Annotated in this window: 12 protein-coding genes and 1 pseudogene; 1 reads left to right on the top strand and 12 read right to left on the bottom strand. The window is 55.0% G+C overall.

Going from position 1 to position 17,741, the window contains the following annotated elements; translation table 11 throughout:
- Positions 1-4: 4 nt before the first annotated feature.
- The 5 genes and pseudogenes from polA to GFER_RS19695 all read right to left on the bottom strand — a co-directional run.
- Positions 5-2,677, bottom strand: a complete 2,673-nt coding sequence (polA, locus tag GFER_RS05315; protein WP_040096711.1) for a DNA polymerase I — start codon at positions 2,675-2,677, stop codon at positions 5-7.
- Positions 2,678-2,741: 64 nt separating this feature from the next.
- Positions 2,742-3,293, bottom strand: a complete 552-nt coding sequence (locus GFER_RS05310) for a PepSY-associated TM helix domain-containing protein (RefSeq protein ID WP_052445982.1) — start codon at positions 3,291-3,293, stop codon at positions 2,742-2,744.
- Between the two features lie 8 nt (positions 3,294-3,301).
- Entirely contained in the window at positions 3,302-3,766 is a 465-nt protein-coding gene (locus GFER_RS05305; RefSeq protein ID WP_052445981.1) for a DUF4920 domain-containing protein, read from the bottom strand.
- Positions 3,767-3,856: 90 nt separating this feature from the next.
- Entirely contained in the window at positions 3,857-4,777 is a 921-nt protein-coding gene (locus GFER_RS05300) for a glutaminase (RefSeq protein WP_052446059.1), read from the bottom strand.
- 224 nt (positions 4,778-5,001) lie between these two features.
- Positions 5,002-5,163, bottom strand: a pseudogene (locus GFER_RS19695) (hypothetical protein); the annotation flags it as partial.
- Positions 5,164-5,433: 270 nt separating this feature from the next.
- Here GFER_RS19695 and GFER_RS05290 point away from each other — a divergent pair.
- The gene (locus GFER_RS05290; RefSeq protein ID WP_040096702.1) at positions 5,434-5,886 is read left to right on the top strand and encodes a ferritin-like domain-containing protein; all 453 of its coding nucleotides are present in this window, start codon (positions 5,434-5,436) and stop codon (positions 5,884-5,886) included.
- Positions 5,887-6,223: 337 nt separating this feature from the next.
- Here GFER_RS05290 and GFER_RS05285 read toward each other — a convergent pair whose 3' ends face one another.
- The 7 genes from GFER_RS05285 to GFER_RS05240 all read right to left on the bottom strand — a co-directional run bounded on the left by GFER_RS05285 (position 6,224) and on the right by GFER_RS05240 (position 17,716).
- On the bottom strand, positions 6,224-6,499 hold the full coding sequence (locus GFER_RS05285; protein ID WP_040096700.1) for a hypothetical protein: 276 nt from the start codon (positions 6,497-6,499) through the stop codon (positions 6,224-6,226).
- A 14-nt stretch (positions 6,500-6,513) separates the two neighbouring features.
- On the bottom strand, positions 6,514-9,564 hold the full coding sequence (locus GFER_RS18135; RefSeq protein WP_161807384.1) for a GLUG motif-containing protein: 3,051 nt from the start codon (positions 9,562-9,564) through the stop codon (positions 6,514-6,516).
- 278 nt (positions 9,565-9,842) lie between these two features.
- Positions 9,843-10,121, bottom strand: coding sequence for a hypothetical protein (locus GFER_RS05270; protein WP_040096693.1), 279 nt, complete (start codon positions 10,119-10,121; stop codon positions 9,843-9,845).
- 14 nt (positions 10,122-10,135) lie between these two features.
- Positions 10,136-10,420, bottom strand: coding sequence for a hypothetical protein (locus GFER_RS18575; RefSeq protein ID WP_152611416.1), 285 nt, complete (start codon positions 10,418-10,420; stop codon positions 10,136-10,138).
- Positions 10,421-10,802: 382 nt separating this feature from the next.
- On the bottom strand, positions 10,803-14,189 hold the full coding sequence (locus tag GFER_RS05255; RefSeq protein WP_459542343.1) for a Kelch repeat-containing protein: 3,387 nt from the start codon (positions 14,187-14,189) through the stop codon (positions 10,803-10,805).
- A gap of 406 nt (positions 14,190-14,595) precedes the next feature.
- Positions 14,596-14,874, bottom strand: a complete 279-nt coding sequence (locus tag GFER_RS05245) for a hypothetical protein (protein WP_040096682.1) — start codon at positions 14,872-14,874, stop codon at positions 14,596-14,598.
- Positions 14,875-14,887: 13 nt separating this feature from the next.
- The gene (locus GFER_RS05240; protein WP_040096680.1) at positions 14,888-17,716 is read right to left on the bottom strand and encodes a choice-of-anchor J domain-containing protein; all 2,829 of its coding nucleotides are present in this window, start codon (positions 17,714-17,716) and stop codon (positions 14,888-14,890) included.
- Positions 17,717-17,741 lie beyond the last annotated feature (25 nt).

Here is a 17,741-nt window from a genome sequence, read left to right as displayed (position 1 = left end):
GGCTTCAGTGGGCCTCGCGCCAGTTTTTGCCGACACCGATGTCGACATCGAGGGGCACCTTGAGTTGGACCGCCCCTTGCATCTCGCGACGAATCAGCTCGCGCGCCTGCTCCAGTTCGTTTTCGGGCACTTCGAAAACCAGTTCGTCATGCACCTGCAAGACCATCTTGGTTTGCAGCCCTTCCTGACGCAGACGTGCGAACACCCGCACCATGGCCACCTTGATGATATCAGCGGCCGAACCCTGCAAGGGATAATTGATGGCGTTGCGCTCGGCATAGGACCGTACGCCCTGGTTGGGGCTGTCAATTTCGGGGATGGCGCAACGCCGGCCGAGGAGGGTTTTGACATACTTGTTCTGGCGTGCCTCTACGCGGCAGGCTTCAAGAAAATCGGCGACGCGCGGCAGGCGCTCGAAATAGGCATCGATAAAAGTTTGTGCTTTTTTCCTGTCGATCCCGAGGCTTTTTGCCAGACTGAAGGCGCCCATGCCGTAGAGTACGCCGAAGTTGATGGTCTTGGCCTGACGGCGCTGCTCATCGCTGACCATCTCGGGGAATCCGCCGAAGATCTCGCAGGCGGTGCGGCGGTGAATATCCTCGCCGCGGGCGAAACTCTCCTGCAACATTTCTTCATCGGCGAGATGGGCGAGGATACGCAGTTCGATCTGCGAGTAGTCGGCGGCGAGCAGCACATTGCCCTCGGCGGGGATAAAGGCCTCGCGGATGCGCCGCCCCTCCTCGCTGCGGATGGGAATGTTCTGCAGATTGGGATCACTGGATGAGAGCCGTCCGGTGGCGGTCACCGTCTGGTTGAAACTGGTGTGGATACGCCCGGTGTCGGGATGGACCAGCTTGGGCAGGGCATCGGTGTAGGTGCCCTTGAGCTTGGCGAGGCTGCGGTGATCAAGGATGCGCGCGGCAATGGCGTGCTCCTCGGCGAGTTTTTGCAGCACCTCCACATCCGTCGACCAGCCGGTCTTGGTCTTGCGTCCGCGCGGCAACTTGAGTTTTTCGAAAAGCACCTCGCCGATCTGTTTGGGCGAGCCGATATTGAAGGAGCAGCCCGCCAGTTCGTGGATCTCCTTTTCCAGGGCGGCAAGTTTTTCTTCCAGTTCCCTGGAAAGGGATCCCAGAACCACCGAATCGACCCGCACCCCTTGCCATTCCATATCAGCAAGAATCCCCACCAGGGGCATCTCCACCTCATGAAACAGCTTTTCCTGCTCGGCCTCCTTGAGCATGGGTTTGAGTTTTTCGTATAGCTGCAGAGTGACGTCGGCGTCTTCGGCAGCGTAGGTCACAGCCTTCTCAATCTCGACCTCGGCAAAGCTGATCTGGTTCTTACCGCTGCCCGCCACCTCACTGAAGGAGATGGTCTTGCGCCCGAGCAAATCGGCGGCGAGGCTGTCCATGCCGTGGCTCTTGGCCGCCGGATTGGCCAGATAGCTAGCGACCATGGTGTCGAAATCAGCTCCCTGGACTTCGATCCCCGCGCGACGCAGGACCAGCAGATCGTACTTGGCGTTCTGCGCGATCTTGAGCTTGTCCGGATCTTCCAGCAGGGGCCGCAGGCGCTCCAACACGCGATCTCGATCCAGCTGCTCCGGGGCCCCCAGATAATGATGCCCGAGAGGAATATACCAGGCTTGGCCTGGCTGAACGGCAAGAGAGAGCCCGACCAACTCGGCGCGCAGGGGATCTAGCCCGGTGGTTTCCGTATCAAAGCTCAAGCGCGGTGCTTCCTCCAGGCGCGCGATCAGTCGCTCCAGCTCTTCGGTGGTGAAAACCCCTTGGTAATCGTCGTCGCGCGAAGCGGCATCGGAAAAAAATTCCTGCTGCAGCTTGTGAAATTCCAGCTCGCCGAACAATGCGGTGAGAGCCTTGCGATCCGGCTCACCGGTGGCCAGGGCATCATAGTCGATCCCCAGCTCAAGATCGTCGCGCAGCGTGACCAGACGTTTGGACAGCAGTGCCTGTTCGCCGAATTCACGCAGCTTGTCCTGCATCTTGCCCTTGACCTCGTCGACCCGCGCGAGCAGATCCTCCACCGTTCCGAACTGGCTGATGAGCTTGACGGCGGTTTTTTCGCCGATGCCCGGCACGCCGGGGATGTTGTCCGAGCTGTCGCCGGCCAGGGCCTGGACTTCCACCACCTTGTCGGGGCCGCCGCCGAAACGTTCGGCGACTTCAGCCGGGCCATAGATCTTGTCCTTCATGGTATCGAGCATGCGCACCTGCTCGGAAACCACCTGCATGAGATCCTTGTCGCCGGAGACGATGGTGACCTCAAGCCCCTGCGCGGCATGTTTTTTCGCCAGGGTGGCAATGATGTCGTCGGCCTCGAACCCTTGAAGTTCCAGAGCCGGCAGGTTAAACGCGCGCACCAACTCCTTGATCCGCGGGATCTGCGGCACCAGATCCTCGGGCATGGCGGCGCGGTTGGCCTTGTACTCGGGATAGATGTCCTTGCGAAAGGTCGGCCCCTTGGCGTCGAACACCACCGCCAGATGATCGGGCGCGTGCTCGCGCATCACCTTGAGCAGCATGTTGGTGAAGCCATACACGGCGTTGGTGGCCTGCCCCTTGGAATTGGACAGGTGGCGGATGGCGAAATAGGCACGGTAGATGTAGCTCGAACCGTCGATGAGGTAGAGGCGTTTGGGCTGATCGGTCATGAGGCTCCCCGGATTTGGAATGGGGGCATTATTTCACAGACGGGGGGAAAGAAAAAGACATGCCTCAATAATACAGCAGCAGCGGCAGAACTGGGATGAGAAGACCGAGGAGGATGAGTACGATGCAGCGGGGACGCATCCGTCCGCGCGGTAAAAGCAGCAGCCCGGTCAGCGCGAGAAGAATCAGGCCCGCGGCATAGAGATCGGCGATCCAGGTCCAGGCTTTTTTGGGATGATTGAGGTGAAGGAAATTGACGGCGTGCCAGAAAGCTCTCGGCGCGGCCCGTTCGTACTCGACCACGCCGCTGGGCAGATGAAAGCGGATGACCCGCCCTTCGACGAACACCATCAGGCTCTCGGGGTCGGGTTGAAAAATATTCTCGTAGACGGGCGGCTCACCGATTTTCCGCAGCAACTCAAGAACCCTGTCTTCGTCGAGTACCCCGCGATAGTCGCTCGGCGCAACCTGCGCCCTCGCCTTCTCGACCTTGTAATTGGGATTCCAATGATGGAGGTGATTGACGGCGATGCCCGAGAGGGCATAAATCAGCGTCAACCCGACGCAGAGATAGCCGATGTCGCGGTGCAGGGCATGGTTGAACTTTCGCAGACCCATAGCGCCGACTAAAGGCCCTCGACAACGGCGCCCAGGCCGCGCAGTTGGTAGAAAACATCCGTCGTTGAGCGATTTTCCGGGGCGGGGATCTTGGCGGGATCGGGGGGCGTGCGGGCAAAGCCGAACTCATTCTCGCGCACGATTTTCTGCCAGACGCCCTCGACGACGGCCGTCTTACCTCGTGCGGTCAGGGGAAAAACCATATCGTAATCATCCACCTTGACATGCACGCTCTCAAAGGGGCGCTCGCCTGCAATGTTCATCCAACAGCCGCGCAGGGAGCAGACCTCGACCACCAGACCCTTGATCTGCACGGTCTGATCGACGTAGGCCTCCGGATCGTCCAGAAGTGCCGAGACGGGCGTCGTTTCCGTCAGACTAAGCCCCCTGCCGAAAGTCTGGGCCAAGGCGGGCACAATCGAAACGGCGGTGAAAAGCAGGGCGAACAGTATTTGGACCGGCACGATTTTCATATCATTACCTTACCTATATGTTGATATATTCCAACTCGGATATTAGACAGGATTCTTGCCCGATGTCAACAAGCAGCAAAACAGGACACCTCACCCGAACACCGACCACTCCGTCCGTTGCGCCAACAGGTGCACGGCTTCGGTGCCCAGGCGCGAATTGCCCAGAGGCGTCAACCCCGGCGACCAGACGGCGATGGAGGCCTTGCCGGGAACAATGACCAGAATGCCGCCGCCGACGCCGCTTTTGCCCGGCAGCCCGACGCGAAAAGCGAAATCCCCCGAGCCGTCATAATGGCCGCAGGTCATCATCAGGGCGTTGATGCGGCGGATGCGCGAGGGCGAGATCAGGTGCGGCATGCCGGGCGCGTTGATGAGGAACCGGCCCGCCATGGCTAGTTGGCGGCAAGACATTTCCAAGGCGCATTGATGAAAATAAGTGCCCAGGGTCAAATCCGGATCATGCGCCAGATTGCCGAAGCTGCGCATGAAATGCGCCAGGGCGAAATTGCGGTGCCCGGTCTCTTTTTCTGATCGGGCCACGGCCTCGTTGATGTAGATGTTCGGATCATCGGCGGCGGTGCGGATAAAAGTCATCAGGCCCGCCAGCGCCTCTTTGGGCGTGCTGCTCGCCAGAATGACGTCGGTGACGACGATGGCGCCGGCATTGATGAACGGATTGCGGGGAATGCCTTTTTCATGTTCGAGCTGCAAAATAGAATTAAAGGCATGGCCGGAAGGCTCGCGCCCGACCCGCTTCCACAACTGGTTGCCGACCTGTCCCAGGGCCAGAGCCAGAGTAAAAACCTTGGAAATGCTCTGGATGGAAAAGGGCACATCGGCATCACCGACGGACAACAGGCGACCGTCGGCCAAGGCGACGGCCAATCCGAACTGTTTGGGATCAACGCACGCCAACTCGGGAATATAGGTGGCGACCTCACCATAATCGGTGCGCGCGGTGATCTGTGTGTGGATCTGGTTGAGGATATCCTGAAGATGGTCGGGACTCACACTTTTCACAAACGATACGTCTCCCAAACATAGCTTTGTCCCTGCAGGATAGCCCAAATTCGCAGTCATGAACAGCGGACATCGGTAAAACAACAAACCAGTTCCGCATTCCTTCACAAGGACGGTCGTCACCCTGCCCCGGTCAACGCAAATCTACACGTCATTTAAACATTTCGCACCACGCGGGCGTTTGCTGAAAGCCTGCCGGATCGTTGTCGATCAACTGCGCGCACCAGCTCCTTGATCCGCGGGACCTGCGTTACCAGGTCTTCGGGCATGGCGGAGCGGTTGGCTTTGTACTCGGGATCGATGTCCTTGCGGCCTTTGGAGTTGAACAGATGGCGGATGGCGAAAAAGGCGCGATAGATGTAGCTCGAACCGTCGATAAGTTAGAGGCGTTTGGACTGATCGGTCATGGGGCTCCCCGGAGATGTTGAATGGGGGCATTATTTCACAGAAAGCGGCAAAGAAAAAGGAGGCGGATGCGATACCGGCACAGAGGTCGCGGAGGACGAATTCGTATCATTATTACTTGACACTCCGGACAGTCTGCCTAAAATTTACCTCCAAAGTCATATTTGTGTTGTCGAGGCAGCGCCCATAGCAAGGCATTCTGCCTCCCCATCTGTCAACAAACCCCACAGGAGGACCCCCCCATGTCTTTTGTCACCCTTGACCAAGTGATCAAGTTTGCCATCCAGCGTGAAGAAACCGCCTATCAGCTCTACAAGGATGCGGCCGTCAAATCCAAAAGTCCGGCCGCCCGCAAGATGTTTGAGGAAATGGCGGCGGAAGAAGCCGGCCACAAGGAGGTTTTCGGCAAGATGGATGTGCAGCGCGCCGAGCAATACAAGAAAATCACCATTCCCGACATGAAAATCAGCAAGTACCTGGTGGATGTTCCTCTCAAGCCCGATGCGACTTACCAGGAAATCCTGACCTATGCCATCAAGACCGAGGACAACGCCTACAATCTCTACATGACCGCCGCCGAGGCCACCGACGATCCCGATTTGAAAAAGGTGCTGCAGGTCTTTGCCGATGTGGAAAAGGGCCACAAGATCAAGGTAGAGCGCCTTTACGATGATCACGTTCTGACCGAAAACTGAAAAAACGGCCCAACTCTTCGATCAAGGATAAACGCCTACGCGCAGGAATGTCGTAGGCGTTTTTTTATCGCCCTGAATCGCAATACGGTCCGCCAAACCCTTTTATCGACTCCGTTGCAGAATCCCCAGGAGCCAAAATGCGGCATCCTCATGCCGCCAGGGTTCGAGTTGCGGGCCGCGCATAACCACCGTTTCATACCTGGTGCCCGTCAAGATCAAGGCGGTGCCGGGTTTGCTTTGTGCTTTGAAGTAAGCGTGATTTCCAAACGACAGCGGCCGAGGCCCCAGGGGTCCGGCCGCTGCACGCTGCCACTCAATGTCACCTCATATCAATTGATTACTTTTGCAACCCACCTCCGAATACCAGCGTCGCGCTGCCCGCCAGCAAGGTGACGTATTTCTTGTCATCCTCGAACACATGGCGCACGACAATGCGCGTATCTTCATCGGTCGGTTCGAGCACATCGCCCTCATAAACCTCATATTCTTCGTTGAGTTGCATCAGGATGACGCCGTCCTGAGCGGCTCCGCGGTTGCTGCTGGTGCCGCAACCCGCAATCCAGAACAGCCCCACCAGAGCCGCAAGGACCAGACAAAGCGATTTTATATTCATTGGGATTCTCCTCATCAGAAACGGATTTGGCGGGTGACGTCGGTTTCGATGCGAATCTGCACACCCTCAAGAATATCTTCCTCGACCTCTATCTCATTACCGGCTTCGAACGCCTGATCGCCGGGCAACGTCACAGAAGAAAGGGCCCAATTGTGGTCATTATCGCACTGTGTTTCACAGACTTCATACCAGAGACGACTTTCACCATCGGGTTGCGTTTCAACCACGGCACGCCACTGATGACCATTTATCTGGGGTAACGGCGCCCAGGTTGTAACCCGCCCTTGCTCCTCAATCAAAGTGAATGCCCCGGTAAACCGGCTGNCGGCACGCCACTGATGACCATTTATCTGGGGTAACGGCGCCCAGGTTGTAACCCGCCCTTGCTCCTCAATCAAAGTGAATGCCCCGGTAAACCGGCTGAGCGCCTGGGTGATGATTTGATTCTCTGATCCTTCGGTAATCAGAAGGACGCGATGCACGGCGCTGCCATCACCATAGGCCTCGGCCTGAAGGGTGATTGTTCTGCCTTCCGTTACAATGTCGGCCGCGGTAATAACGCTGGGGTTGTCCGGATTCTNAGTAGTTGAATTCGGCACTTCGCTGTGGGCTCTGGTGATGGAAAGGACCGCTTCGCTCTGGGGATCGCGCCGGGTGAGGCGATGGGAAGCGACGATCTGCGGCGCGTCGGAATAGCCTTCCTCAATCTGCACGGGATCAACGGGATCGGGATCAACCGGATCGGGATCAACCGGATCAGGGACGACAGGATCGGGATCGACGGGGGTAAGCTGAAAAGTGGCGACAACGTTGCACGCCTGAGTAATGGCATCCGTTGTATAAATATTGCCGAGCAAACTCCCGCCGCAACCGGTCACCCCGGCGATAGAGAAGCCGTCGCCAGGGATGATGGTGAAATAGGTCGTGGCGCCATTGGGAATGGATTGCACCGAACCGGGGCTGATACTTCCGCCTGCACCGGCGTCCGGCGTTACAGAAAAAGCGGGGGGCTTCGTGCCGATGACCCAAACTGGATCAGGATCACCGGAATAGCTTTGTGAAACCTGCCAAGTCAGTAATGGGTAACCCTGGTCAATCGTGTCGTCGGCAACAATAGTCCAACTACTGAAGGTGGTTTGTTGCTGCAGTTCAGCAGTGGTTTTCGGCTCGCCTTTGCCCTCATTGTCGGACTGGCCGCTGGTTTCGCTGTTGAAAAAGGAAGTAGTGATAGTACCACCGGAATTTTCGCCGACCAAGCCGCCAGCCTCCGACCCTCCAGTGACCACACCCAGAGCATATGAATCATTAATTACGCTGTTGTGACTAACGCCGACCAGACCGCCGACACGCAACTCTCCGGTGACATCACCGGTGGCATAGGATGCGTCAATTTCAGCAGCTGTGTTGTAGAGATCGCCCACCAAACCGCCGACTGTACCGTTTCCAGTGACATCACCCGTTGCGTAAGAGGAAAAAACCTGGCCATCCAATCGCCCGATGAGTCCACCGACCGCACTAAGAGTGCCCGTAACCGTGCCGGTGGCATAAGATTGGGCAATGTTGGCGGTGTTTTCAGCAAATCCTACCAGACCCCCAAGGCGCCAATTACCTTCGACCCCGCCATTGGCGTAGGATCGACTGATATTGCCCTCTTTAATAATACCGACCAACCCACCGACGTTCCCACTACCTTGCACTTTTCCGGTGGCGTAGGTGTTGGTAAGGGTTGTACTGCTCGCTTCGCCGACAAGGCCACCTGCATTGCTAGTGTTATTGACTGCGCTAACAAACCCCGTAGCATACGCATCGGTGATTGAACCGTCGGTCTGATAACCCACAAGACCACCCACGCTCGAATCACCACCGACCGCCCCGGTGGCAAAGCTGTTAATGATTTCGCCCCTATTTTCTCCAACGAGGCCTCCAGCTATACTATTTGACGCTTGAACATTAGCAGTAGAAGACGAATTTATAATTAAATACCTATTTTCACCAACAAGTCCACCAACATAAGAGTGACCAGAAACCGAACCGGTTGCATGAGAATTTTCAATTTTTGAAGAATCGCCGGACTCTAAACTTTGATAGCCGATAAGACCGCCCAGACGTTGAACACCGGTCACCTCAACATCCGAAGAACAATCGATAGCAATTAGATTTCTACCATTTCCAACAAGTCCACCGACCTGATCAAATTGACCGGCAACCATTCCGGTCACATGAATATTGTCAATGGTCGTATCTTTGGCGGTACCTGTGAGTGCGCCTACAAAATTACGGCCGGTAACCGAAGCATTTTCGATAGTAAGTTTGCTAATTTTTGCATTGTCGATATAACCAAAGAGACCGATGTAATTTTCATCACGATTTATGAAGAGATTATGGATAGTAAATCCATTTCCATTAAACGTACCAACAAATCGAATATCATAATCAGCACCGATCGGCAGCCAGCCTTCGCCCGTATTGTATGGTGAAAGATCTATATCATTGCGCAAAATGAAATGTTTGTCGCGATAGTCACGCACGGCGTCAAGCTGCTCGGCCGTTGTGATTTCATAGGGATTTTCAGCAGTACCATCACCAACAGGGAAAACTTGACCATAAACTCTTATTTCCGCTAACCCGGCATATGCATTTGAGTTATTACTGCCGGTAAATTTTACATAGCGTGCTTCATAGGGAGTATCTACATTGAGGACAAAAGGTCCAAGAGCGCCGTATGGTATGGTATCATGATGGCGCGTAGTCCAATCTGTATTATTTAAAGACGACTCAATATTATAACTTGCCAACTGTGTCGGAAAAAACTCAATTGACCCAATCTCAAAGACATCTTCAAGATCGAGGGTAAAAGAGACTTCAGTATATACTGATTGCCAACTGTACCAAACGGTATCAACATCGCCATCGACGACATGATCGGGGTGATACACAGCGCCTCCGATGGAAGGTGCTATATTCGTATGTGGAATAACGAGCTTTTCAAAGGCCAGGTTTGGAACTTGCGCATTAACTGAAGCTGTTGAAGAAATAACAAATGCTGCCGAGATCAAAACGCACATAATGGATAACAACCTGAAACACCTCATCGGGAACCCCTTCCCTTACTTTTTTAGAAACTCAAAAACCTGACAATCCACCTCATTCAGCCGGAAACGATGACTTTTTTCTAAAATTATTCCTTTTTACCAATCCTGCGGCAGTGACCCTCAGCTTGTTTATCATGCTTCTATGATAAAAACGGATGGGCCTTGTGTTCAGTAAAAATGTGGATCTTCCTTAGTCCTCAGTGAGAGGAGATGAATTACTACCTACGGAGGATTGGTAACAATCAACAAAATTATAGTCGGTTGTCGTCTCCCAGAATTAACGTCGCACTCCCGGCCAGCAGGGTGACGTATCTGCGATCATCCTCAAACACATGGCGCACGGCGATGCGCGTCTCGTCATCTTTGGGTTCGAGCACATCGCCGACGTCGAGTTCATATTCCACATTGAGCTGCATCACAATAACGCCGTCTTGCGCCGCGCTGCTGCGATTGCTGCTACTGCCGCAACCGGCGATCCAGAACAGCACACCGAGGGTCACAAGGGCCAGATAAACAGATTTTTTATGCATATGGATTCTCCTCATCAGAAGTGAATTTCACGCGTTACATTGGTTTTGATACGCATCTGTACACCCTCAAGAATATCTTCCTCGACCTCTATCTCATTGCCGGCTTCGAACGCCTGATCGCCGGGCAACGTCACAGAAGAATGGGCCCAATTGAGTTCATTGTCGCACTGTGCTTCACAGACCTCATACCAGAGACGACTTTCACCATCAGGTTGCGTTTCAACCACGGCACGCCACTGATGACCATTTATCTGGGGTAACGGCGCCCAGGTTGTAACCCGCCCTTGCTCCTCAATCAAAGTGAATGCCCCGGTAAACCGGCTGNGGCACGCCACTGATGACCATTTATCTGGGGTAACGGCGCCCAGGTTGTAACCCGCCCTTGCTCCTCAATCAAAGTGAATGCCCCGGTAAACCGGCTGGCGGCCTGAGTGATGATTTCGTTCTCTGATCCTTCGGTAATCAGAAGGACGCGATGCACGGCCCTGCCATCACCATAGGCCTCGGCCTGAAGGGTGATTGTTCTGCCTTCCGTTACAATGTCGGCCGCGGTAATAACGCTGGGGTTGTCCGGATTCTCATCANCTGCCATCACCATAGGCCTCGGCCTGAAGGGTGATTGTTCTGCCTTCCGTTACAATGTCGGCCGCGGTAATAACGCTGGGGTTGTCCGGATTCTCATCATCCACCAAAGTAGTTGAATTCGGCACTTCGCTGTGGGCTCTGGTGATGGAAAGGACCGCTTCGCTCTGGGGATCGCGCCGGGTGAGGCGATGGGAAGCGACGATCTGNAGTAGTTGAATTCGGCACTTCGCTGTGGGCTCTGGTGATGGAAAGGACCGCTTCGCTCTGGGGATCGCGCCGGGTGAGGCGATGGGAAGCGACGATCTGGGGTGCGTCGAAATAGTCTCCCTCAATCAGCACGGGAAGAATCGGCTCAGGGTCAACCGGATCGGGATCCACGGGATCGACGGCGGTAAGTTGAAAAGTAGCGATAACGTTGCACGCCTGGGTAATGGCAGCCGTTGTATAAATATTGCCGAGCAAACTCCCACCGCAACCGGTCACCCCGGCGATCGCGTAGCCGTCGTCAGGGCTGATGGTGAAAGAAGTCGTGGCGCCATTGGGAATGGATTGCACCGAACCGGGGCTGATACTTCCACCCGCGCCGGCGTCCGGCGTGACAGAAAAAGCGGGGGGCTTCGTGCCGATAACCCACGTTGGATCATCAAGATAGCTTTGTTGAACCCGCCAAGTCAGCAATGGAAAACCCTGGTCGATAGTGGCGTCAGCAACAATTGCCCAACCGGTGAAGGTGGCTAACTGTTGCAGTTCAGCAGTTGTTTTCGGCTCGCCTTTACCGGTGTCGGATTGACCGGTGGTTTCGCTGTTGTAGTAGGAGTTGAAGACATTAAGTCCAGACTGAATCCCGACCAAACCGCCCAGGTAACTGTCTCCCTGTACCACACCTACAGCGTAGGCGTTGGTGATGGTGGCATTTGTGCCTTCACCTATCAATCCGCCGACATAGTCATACTCGCCAATCGCATCACCGGTAGCATAAACATCAGTGAGCCAAGAAGCATTGTCACCTTGAAGGTAGCCCACCAAACCTCCGACTTTGTAGCCACCTTCGACATCTCCGGTGGCATAAGCCTCAAGAATTCTGCTTGCGTAGTTAATGCCGACCAATCCGCCGACATTATCACCACTTCCAACCACCTCACTGCTCGAATAGGAACGGGTAATCAGATTGTTGAAGCTGTTACTTCCAGTCAAACCTCCAGTGGCTTCACCACCAACAACCTGACCTGTGCTGAAGGAATCAGAGAGAAGGCTACTATGTCCGCTGTATCCTACGAGCCCCCCGGTTTGATATTCACCAGAAACCGTCCCGCTGAACTGAGCGTTTCGAATAATCCCTGAAGTTGACAGCTCACCAACCAATCCACCGACATAAGAACTCCCCGCGACACTGCCGAAAGCCGAGACATCCTCAATCAAACAATTTTGATGGGCCATACCAACCAGCGCACCCACGACATTTCGGCCGACAACATTAATCGCCTCCAAATTGAGCCCTTGAATTTCCGCGCCCCTGACATAACCAAACAAGCCAAGATTGTCTTCAAGGGGCCGATTGACATTCATGCTCGAAATTGAATGACCTTCTCCGGAAAATGTTCCGACGAAAGGATCAGACATCGTCCCGACTGGTTCCCAGCCTTCACCGTCGGAATAAACCGACAGATCGATGTCCGCAGTCAAAATAAAGTGGCGATCGAGATAATTACGCACGGCGTCAAGCTGCTCGGCCGTGGCGATCTGGTAGGGATCTTCTGGGGTTCCGGAGCCGACGGCAAATTCAGACACACCAACAGACAGTGGTTTTATAATGGTACTGAAGCCGAAGTTGTTGTAAGCACGCAACGCGACTTGATAGCTACCGCTCACGGAGTAGAGATGGTCGGGGTCCTGCTCGGTCGAACCGACAGTCTCCAAACGCCAAACATCGTTGACATAAGGTCCGCCCCCCGTTTCCATGCCGCCGAGGACAAGAACGCCGCCGTCCGGCGCCACGACCGCGGCATGGTCAAATCTTTGCGACCAGCCGGTACTCTCGCTGACTTGCGTCCAGGTCGCCCCTTGATCCCTTGAGAGCCAGATGTCATTGAAGTAAGGCCCGTAATCGCCGCCTCTGCCACCGAGCAACAAAATGCTGCCGTCAGGCAAGGAAACCGCTGCATGCGCATGTCGTTCAGGCCAGGCAGCAGAAGCCGTCATCTGCTCCCAGGTGGCACCACCGTCGTTCGACAACCAGACATCATTCAAATTGTCCCAGTTGCTGTCGGCCCCGCCCAATATCACGATTCTGTCGTCAGGAAGCACAACGCTTTTATGCGCAGCTCTGACCGGCCATTCGGCGTTTTCGACGACCTTTTCCCAAGTGACGCCCCGGTCGGTGGAGCGCCAGACATCATTTTTGTGCGCTCCAGCCTCAAAACCTCCCATGAGCAATATTGTCCCATCCGAGAGAACCACACTGCTGTGCCCAATACGCTGCGCCCAGCCCGCCGCGGCATTTTGCAACGTCCAGCTTTCGCCTTGATCTTCGGTCATCCAGACATCGTTCTGGTACCAACCACCCATCAACACGACACTGCCGTCAGGCAAAACAACCGTGCTGTGCTGCTGCCGTTCAGGCCAGGCCGCGGCGGCAGAAACCTGCTGCCAACTCAGGCCTCCGTCTAGGGATTTCCAGATGTCGTTGGTGTTGCCGACCAGCGGGACGGAGCCGCCCATCAGCAGAATGGTGCCGTCAGGCAAAACAACGCTGCTGTGGCGGGCACGCTCCGCCCATCCAGCGTTCACTGTCAGTGGCGACCACTCTTCAGAAAAATCTTCATCGCCAAAATACCAGGACCAACCCGTAGGTGACCCCGTTGACTGGTCAGTGAATTCAACCCACAGGGGGGCAATGCCCCCCGTCGGCGCAAAATCGAAATCGGCCTCGACGGGAGGGATTACCTCTTGTTGCGGGAAAGCAACATCATCGATAAACCACATCGCCGCATTTTCGCCCTGGTAGCGAAACGCCAGATAAACCTGGCTGCCGGCATACGCAGAGAGATCGACTGTCTGCTCGCGCCACCCCCCTACCGGAGCAGCGAACTCTTGCATTTCCATCCAATTCATAGGTGGTGCGAGACAATCCTGCTCGCACACCCACAGGCTGTGCTTGTCATACCAAGAGGCATATGTGGTGTATTCCCAAAAAGAAACCACATCGCCATGGGCAACGGAAATTTGCGGAGTGATGAGCCAAGAATCCTGATATGCGGTGGAATTGTGAGTGTGAACGGCGCTGCCCCCCCCCGAATGCACTTGAGCATACGATTTCTCCCAAGGAAGACTGTCTCCGGCGTTATACAACGACCAGCCTTCGGGAGGAAATGCGCCCTCGAAGCTTTCAACGCCTTGCGCGAACACGGCGCCGACACTGAAACACGACAGCGCAGCAACGAAAACCAACTGGACCCAAAATTTCCAACAGCCGCGCCCAGCCATAGGTCCTGAGCTCATACAGACGACACCCATCTCATCAATCCTTTCCTATCATCGACTCATCTCAACCCGCCGCAACGTTTCAAAACCCGACTCGATCAGAGTTCCGTTTTCATCGTCCTCTTCGTAAAACACCTCAAAGGTTTCAACGCCCTGAATCAGATAGGAGGAAGAAAACAGCCTTTCGCAAGAGCTGTCATTCCAGGTACCATAAAAGTCAGAATTGCTACGACAACACAGCATCGAAGAATACTATGCACAAGGTTAACTGATTGAAAAAACAAACACTTCATCTTCTTTGCCTTTCGCCCTCTGAGAAGGAGGTGAACCGGAACAGGCTAAACATAGTCTTGAATTTACAATAAAAACCACGGCTATCTGTCTATTGACATCATGTCATTTCAATCGTTTAATTTTGAACCTCGTCACCCAATAACAATGTCGCACTCCCTGCCAGCAAGGTAACGTATCTTCGATCATCCTCGAACACATGACGCACGGTGATGCGCGTCTTTTCATCGGTGGGTTCGAGGACATCGCCCTCGTGGAGTTCATACTCCTCGTCAAGTTGCATCACGATGACGCCGTCTTGCGCTGCATCGCTGCGGTTATTGCTGCTGCCGCACCCCGCAATCCAGAGCACCCCCACCAGAGCGGCAAGAACAAGACAAATTGATTTTATATTCATAGGGATTCTCCTTTTAGAAACGGATTTGGCGGGTGACGTCGGTTTCGATGCGAATCTGTGCACCATCGACACCGTCTTCACCGATCTCAATCTCATTGCCGGCTTCAAATGACTGATCGCCGGCCAATGTCAAGGACGACAGGTCCCAATTTCCCTCATCTTCGCACTGCGTTTCGCAGATCTCGTACCAGAGGCGACTTTCGCCATCGGACTGCGTTGCAACCACGGCCCGCCACTTGCGGGCATCTTTGGGGGGCAGCGGCGCCCAGGTCGTAACCCGTCCCTCTTCTTCAATCAGGGTAAAGGCATCGGTAAAGCGACTGACGGCCTGGGTGACGATCTCGTTTTCCGCTTCTTCAGCAGCCAGGATGACCCGATGCACCGCCCTGCCGTCGCCGTAGGCCTCGGCCTGAACGGTGAGGTTTCGACCTTCGGCGGTTTCAATGGCGGCGGACATGAGAACGCTGGGGTTGTCTGGATCTTCTTCATTCACCTCGACGGTTGAATTCGGCACTTCGCTGTGCGCTCTGGTGACGGACAGAACCATTCCACTCTGGGGGTCGCGTCGAGTGAGGCGATGAGAAGCGACGATCCGCGGTGCATCAACATAGTCTTTCTCGATCTGCACGGGGAGAAGCGGATCAGGATCGACAGGATCAGGATCGACAGGATCAGGATCGATCGGATCAGGGTCGATCGGATCAGGGTCGATCGGATCAGGGTCGATAGGATCGGGATCAGCGGGACCGGGATCGACGGGGATAATCTGAAAATTGGCAATGACGGTACAGCCCTGAGTTATTGCGTCCGTCGTATAAACATTGCCGTTCAGACTCCCGCCGCAAGTGCCGCCAACTTCGCCGATGACGTAACCGTCGTCAGGGGTGATGGTGAATTGGGCCGTTGCGCCATTGGCAATGCTTTGCACCGAACTGGGACTGATGCTACCGCCCGGGCCGGAGGTCGGCGTCACGGAAAAAGCGGGTATTCTGGTGCCGATCACCCATTGAGGATCACCGTCATAGTTTTTCTCTCCCTGCCAAACCAAGACGGGATAGGCTTCGTCCATATCGGGATCGGCAACAATCGCCCAGGCGTCGCTGAAGGTAGCTTGCTGCTTAAGTTCGGCGGTTGTTTTCGGCTCGCCTTTGCCAGTGTCGGACTGCCCGGTGGTTTCGCTGTTGTAGTAGGAGTTGAAGACATTAAGTCCAGACTGAATCCCGACCAAACCGCCCAGGTCCCTGTCTCCCTGTACCACACCTACAGCGTAGGCGTTGGTGATGGTGGCATTTGTGCCTTCGCCCACCAATCCGCCGACATAGTCATATTCTGCGGTTGCGCTGCCGGTAGCGTAGACATCTGCAAGAGATCCGCTTAGCAGATACCCGACCAACCCACCCACACGATAAGAGCCTCCCCTCACCTCGCCAATGGCAAAGGACTGGGTGATATTACCGGATGCCATGCGCCCCACCAGGCCACCGACATCGTCACCGTCTCCTGCGACGTTGCCCGTGGCGTAGGACCTGACAATGTCACCCGACCCAAAGGTGCCAAGATCGCCGACAAGGCCTCCCACATACGTCTTACCTCTAACGGCACCTGAAGCGTAAGAGTCAATGATATTGCAATCGTAAGCCAGTCCAACCAGACCGCCGGCATATCGCGGATTAATCCCTTCAGCGTCAACATCGACCACGGCAAAGCAGCGGCTGATAGTTCCATAATTCTCCCCGGTCAAGCCACCGATCGGACTATTGCCCGAAGAGGCCACAATGCCTGCTGCATAGGAATCGCTCAGGGTGCTCTGCCAGTTGTTAAATCCGACCAGGCCGCCGACCAGACCGGGCCCCGCCACATCCACATTGGCAGCACCGACGTTGGAGATGGAAGCTTGATAGCTGTCTCCGACAAGGCTGCCGGTCGTGTTAATCCCCCCCCGAACAATAGCGCCATTTATCTGCAAATTGCTGATAGCGGCACCAGTCCCAATGTAGCCGAAAAGGCCGACATCATAGATATCAGTCTCAGTGACAGGACTATCAATGAACAGACTGGAAATAACATGTCCATCACCATCGAAACTGCCTACGAAGTGTGTGCCGGAAGTACCGATGGGTACCCACCCGATACCATCATTGTACGGCGCGGTATCCAAATCGATATCCGCAATCAAAATAAAATGTTTGTCAAGGTAGTTGCGCACGGCGTCAAGCTGTGTAGCCGTGGCAATCTGATAGGGATTTTCCTGCGTTCCGGAGCCGGCAAAGGGCGCTTGCGGCAAAGCGACATCATCGATAAGCCACCTCGTCGCATATTCGCCCTGGTAGCGAAATGCCAGGTAAACCTGGCTGCCGGCATACGCAGAGAGATCAACTGTCTGCTCTCGCCAAACCTGTTCCGGGGCGGAAAACTCCCGCATTTCCGTCCAGTTTACCGGTGGTGTGAGGCAATCCTCTTCGCACACCCACAGGCTGTGCCTGTCATAATCGTCAGCAAATTGGGTGTATTCCCAGAAAGAAACAACATCGCCGTGGGCAACGGAAATTTGCGGGGTGATGAGCCAGGAATCCTGATACACGGTGGAATGGAAATCGTGAAAGGCGCTGGAACTCCCCGAGTGCCCTAGAGCGTCCGTTTTTTCCCAAGGAAGGTTGCTGCTACCGGCATTATAAAGCGACCAGCCTTCGGGAGGAAATGCGCCCTCGAAGCTTTCAACGCTCTGCGCACCTAAGGCGCCGACGCTGAAGCACAGAAGCGCTAAACCGAAAACCAACTGGACCAAAAATTTCCAACAGCCGCGCCCACCCATAGTGCCTGAGCCAATACAGACGACACCCATCTCATCGGTCCTTTCTTATCGGTTT

It is taken from the genome of Geoalkalibacter ferrihydriticus DSM 17813 (genome assembly GCF_000820505.1).
GTDB classification, from domain to species: domain Bacteria; phylum Desulfobacterota; class Desulfuromonadia; order Desulfuromonadales; family Geoalkalibacteraceae; genus Geoalkalibacter; species Geoalkalibacter ferrihydriticus.
Note: the sequence above shows the minus strand (reverse complement) of the source record. Positions and strands in the feature narration are given on the sequence as shown.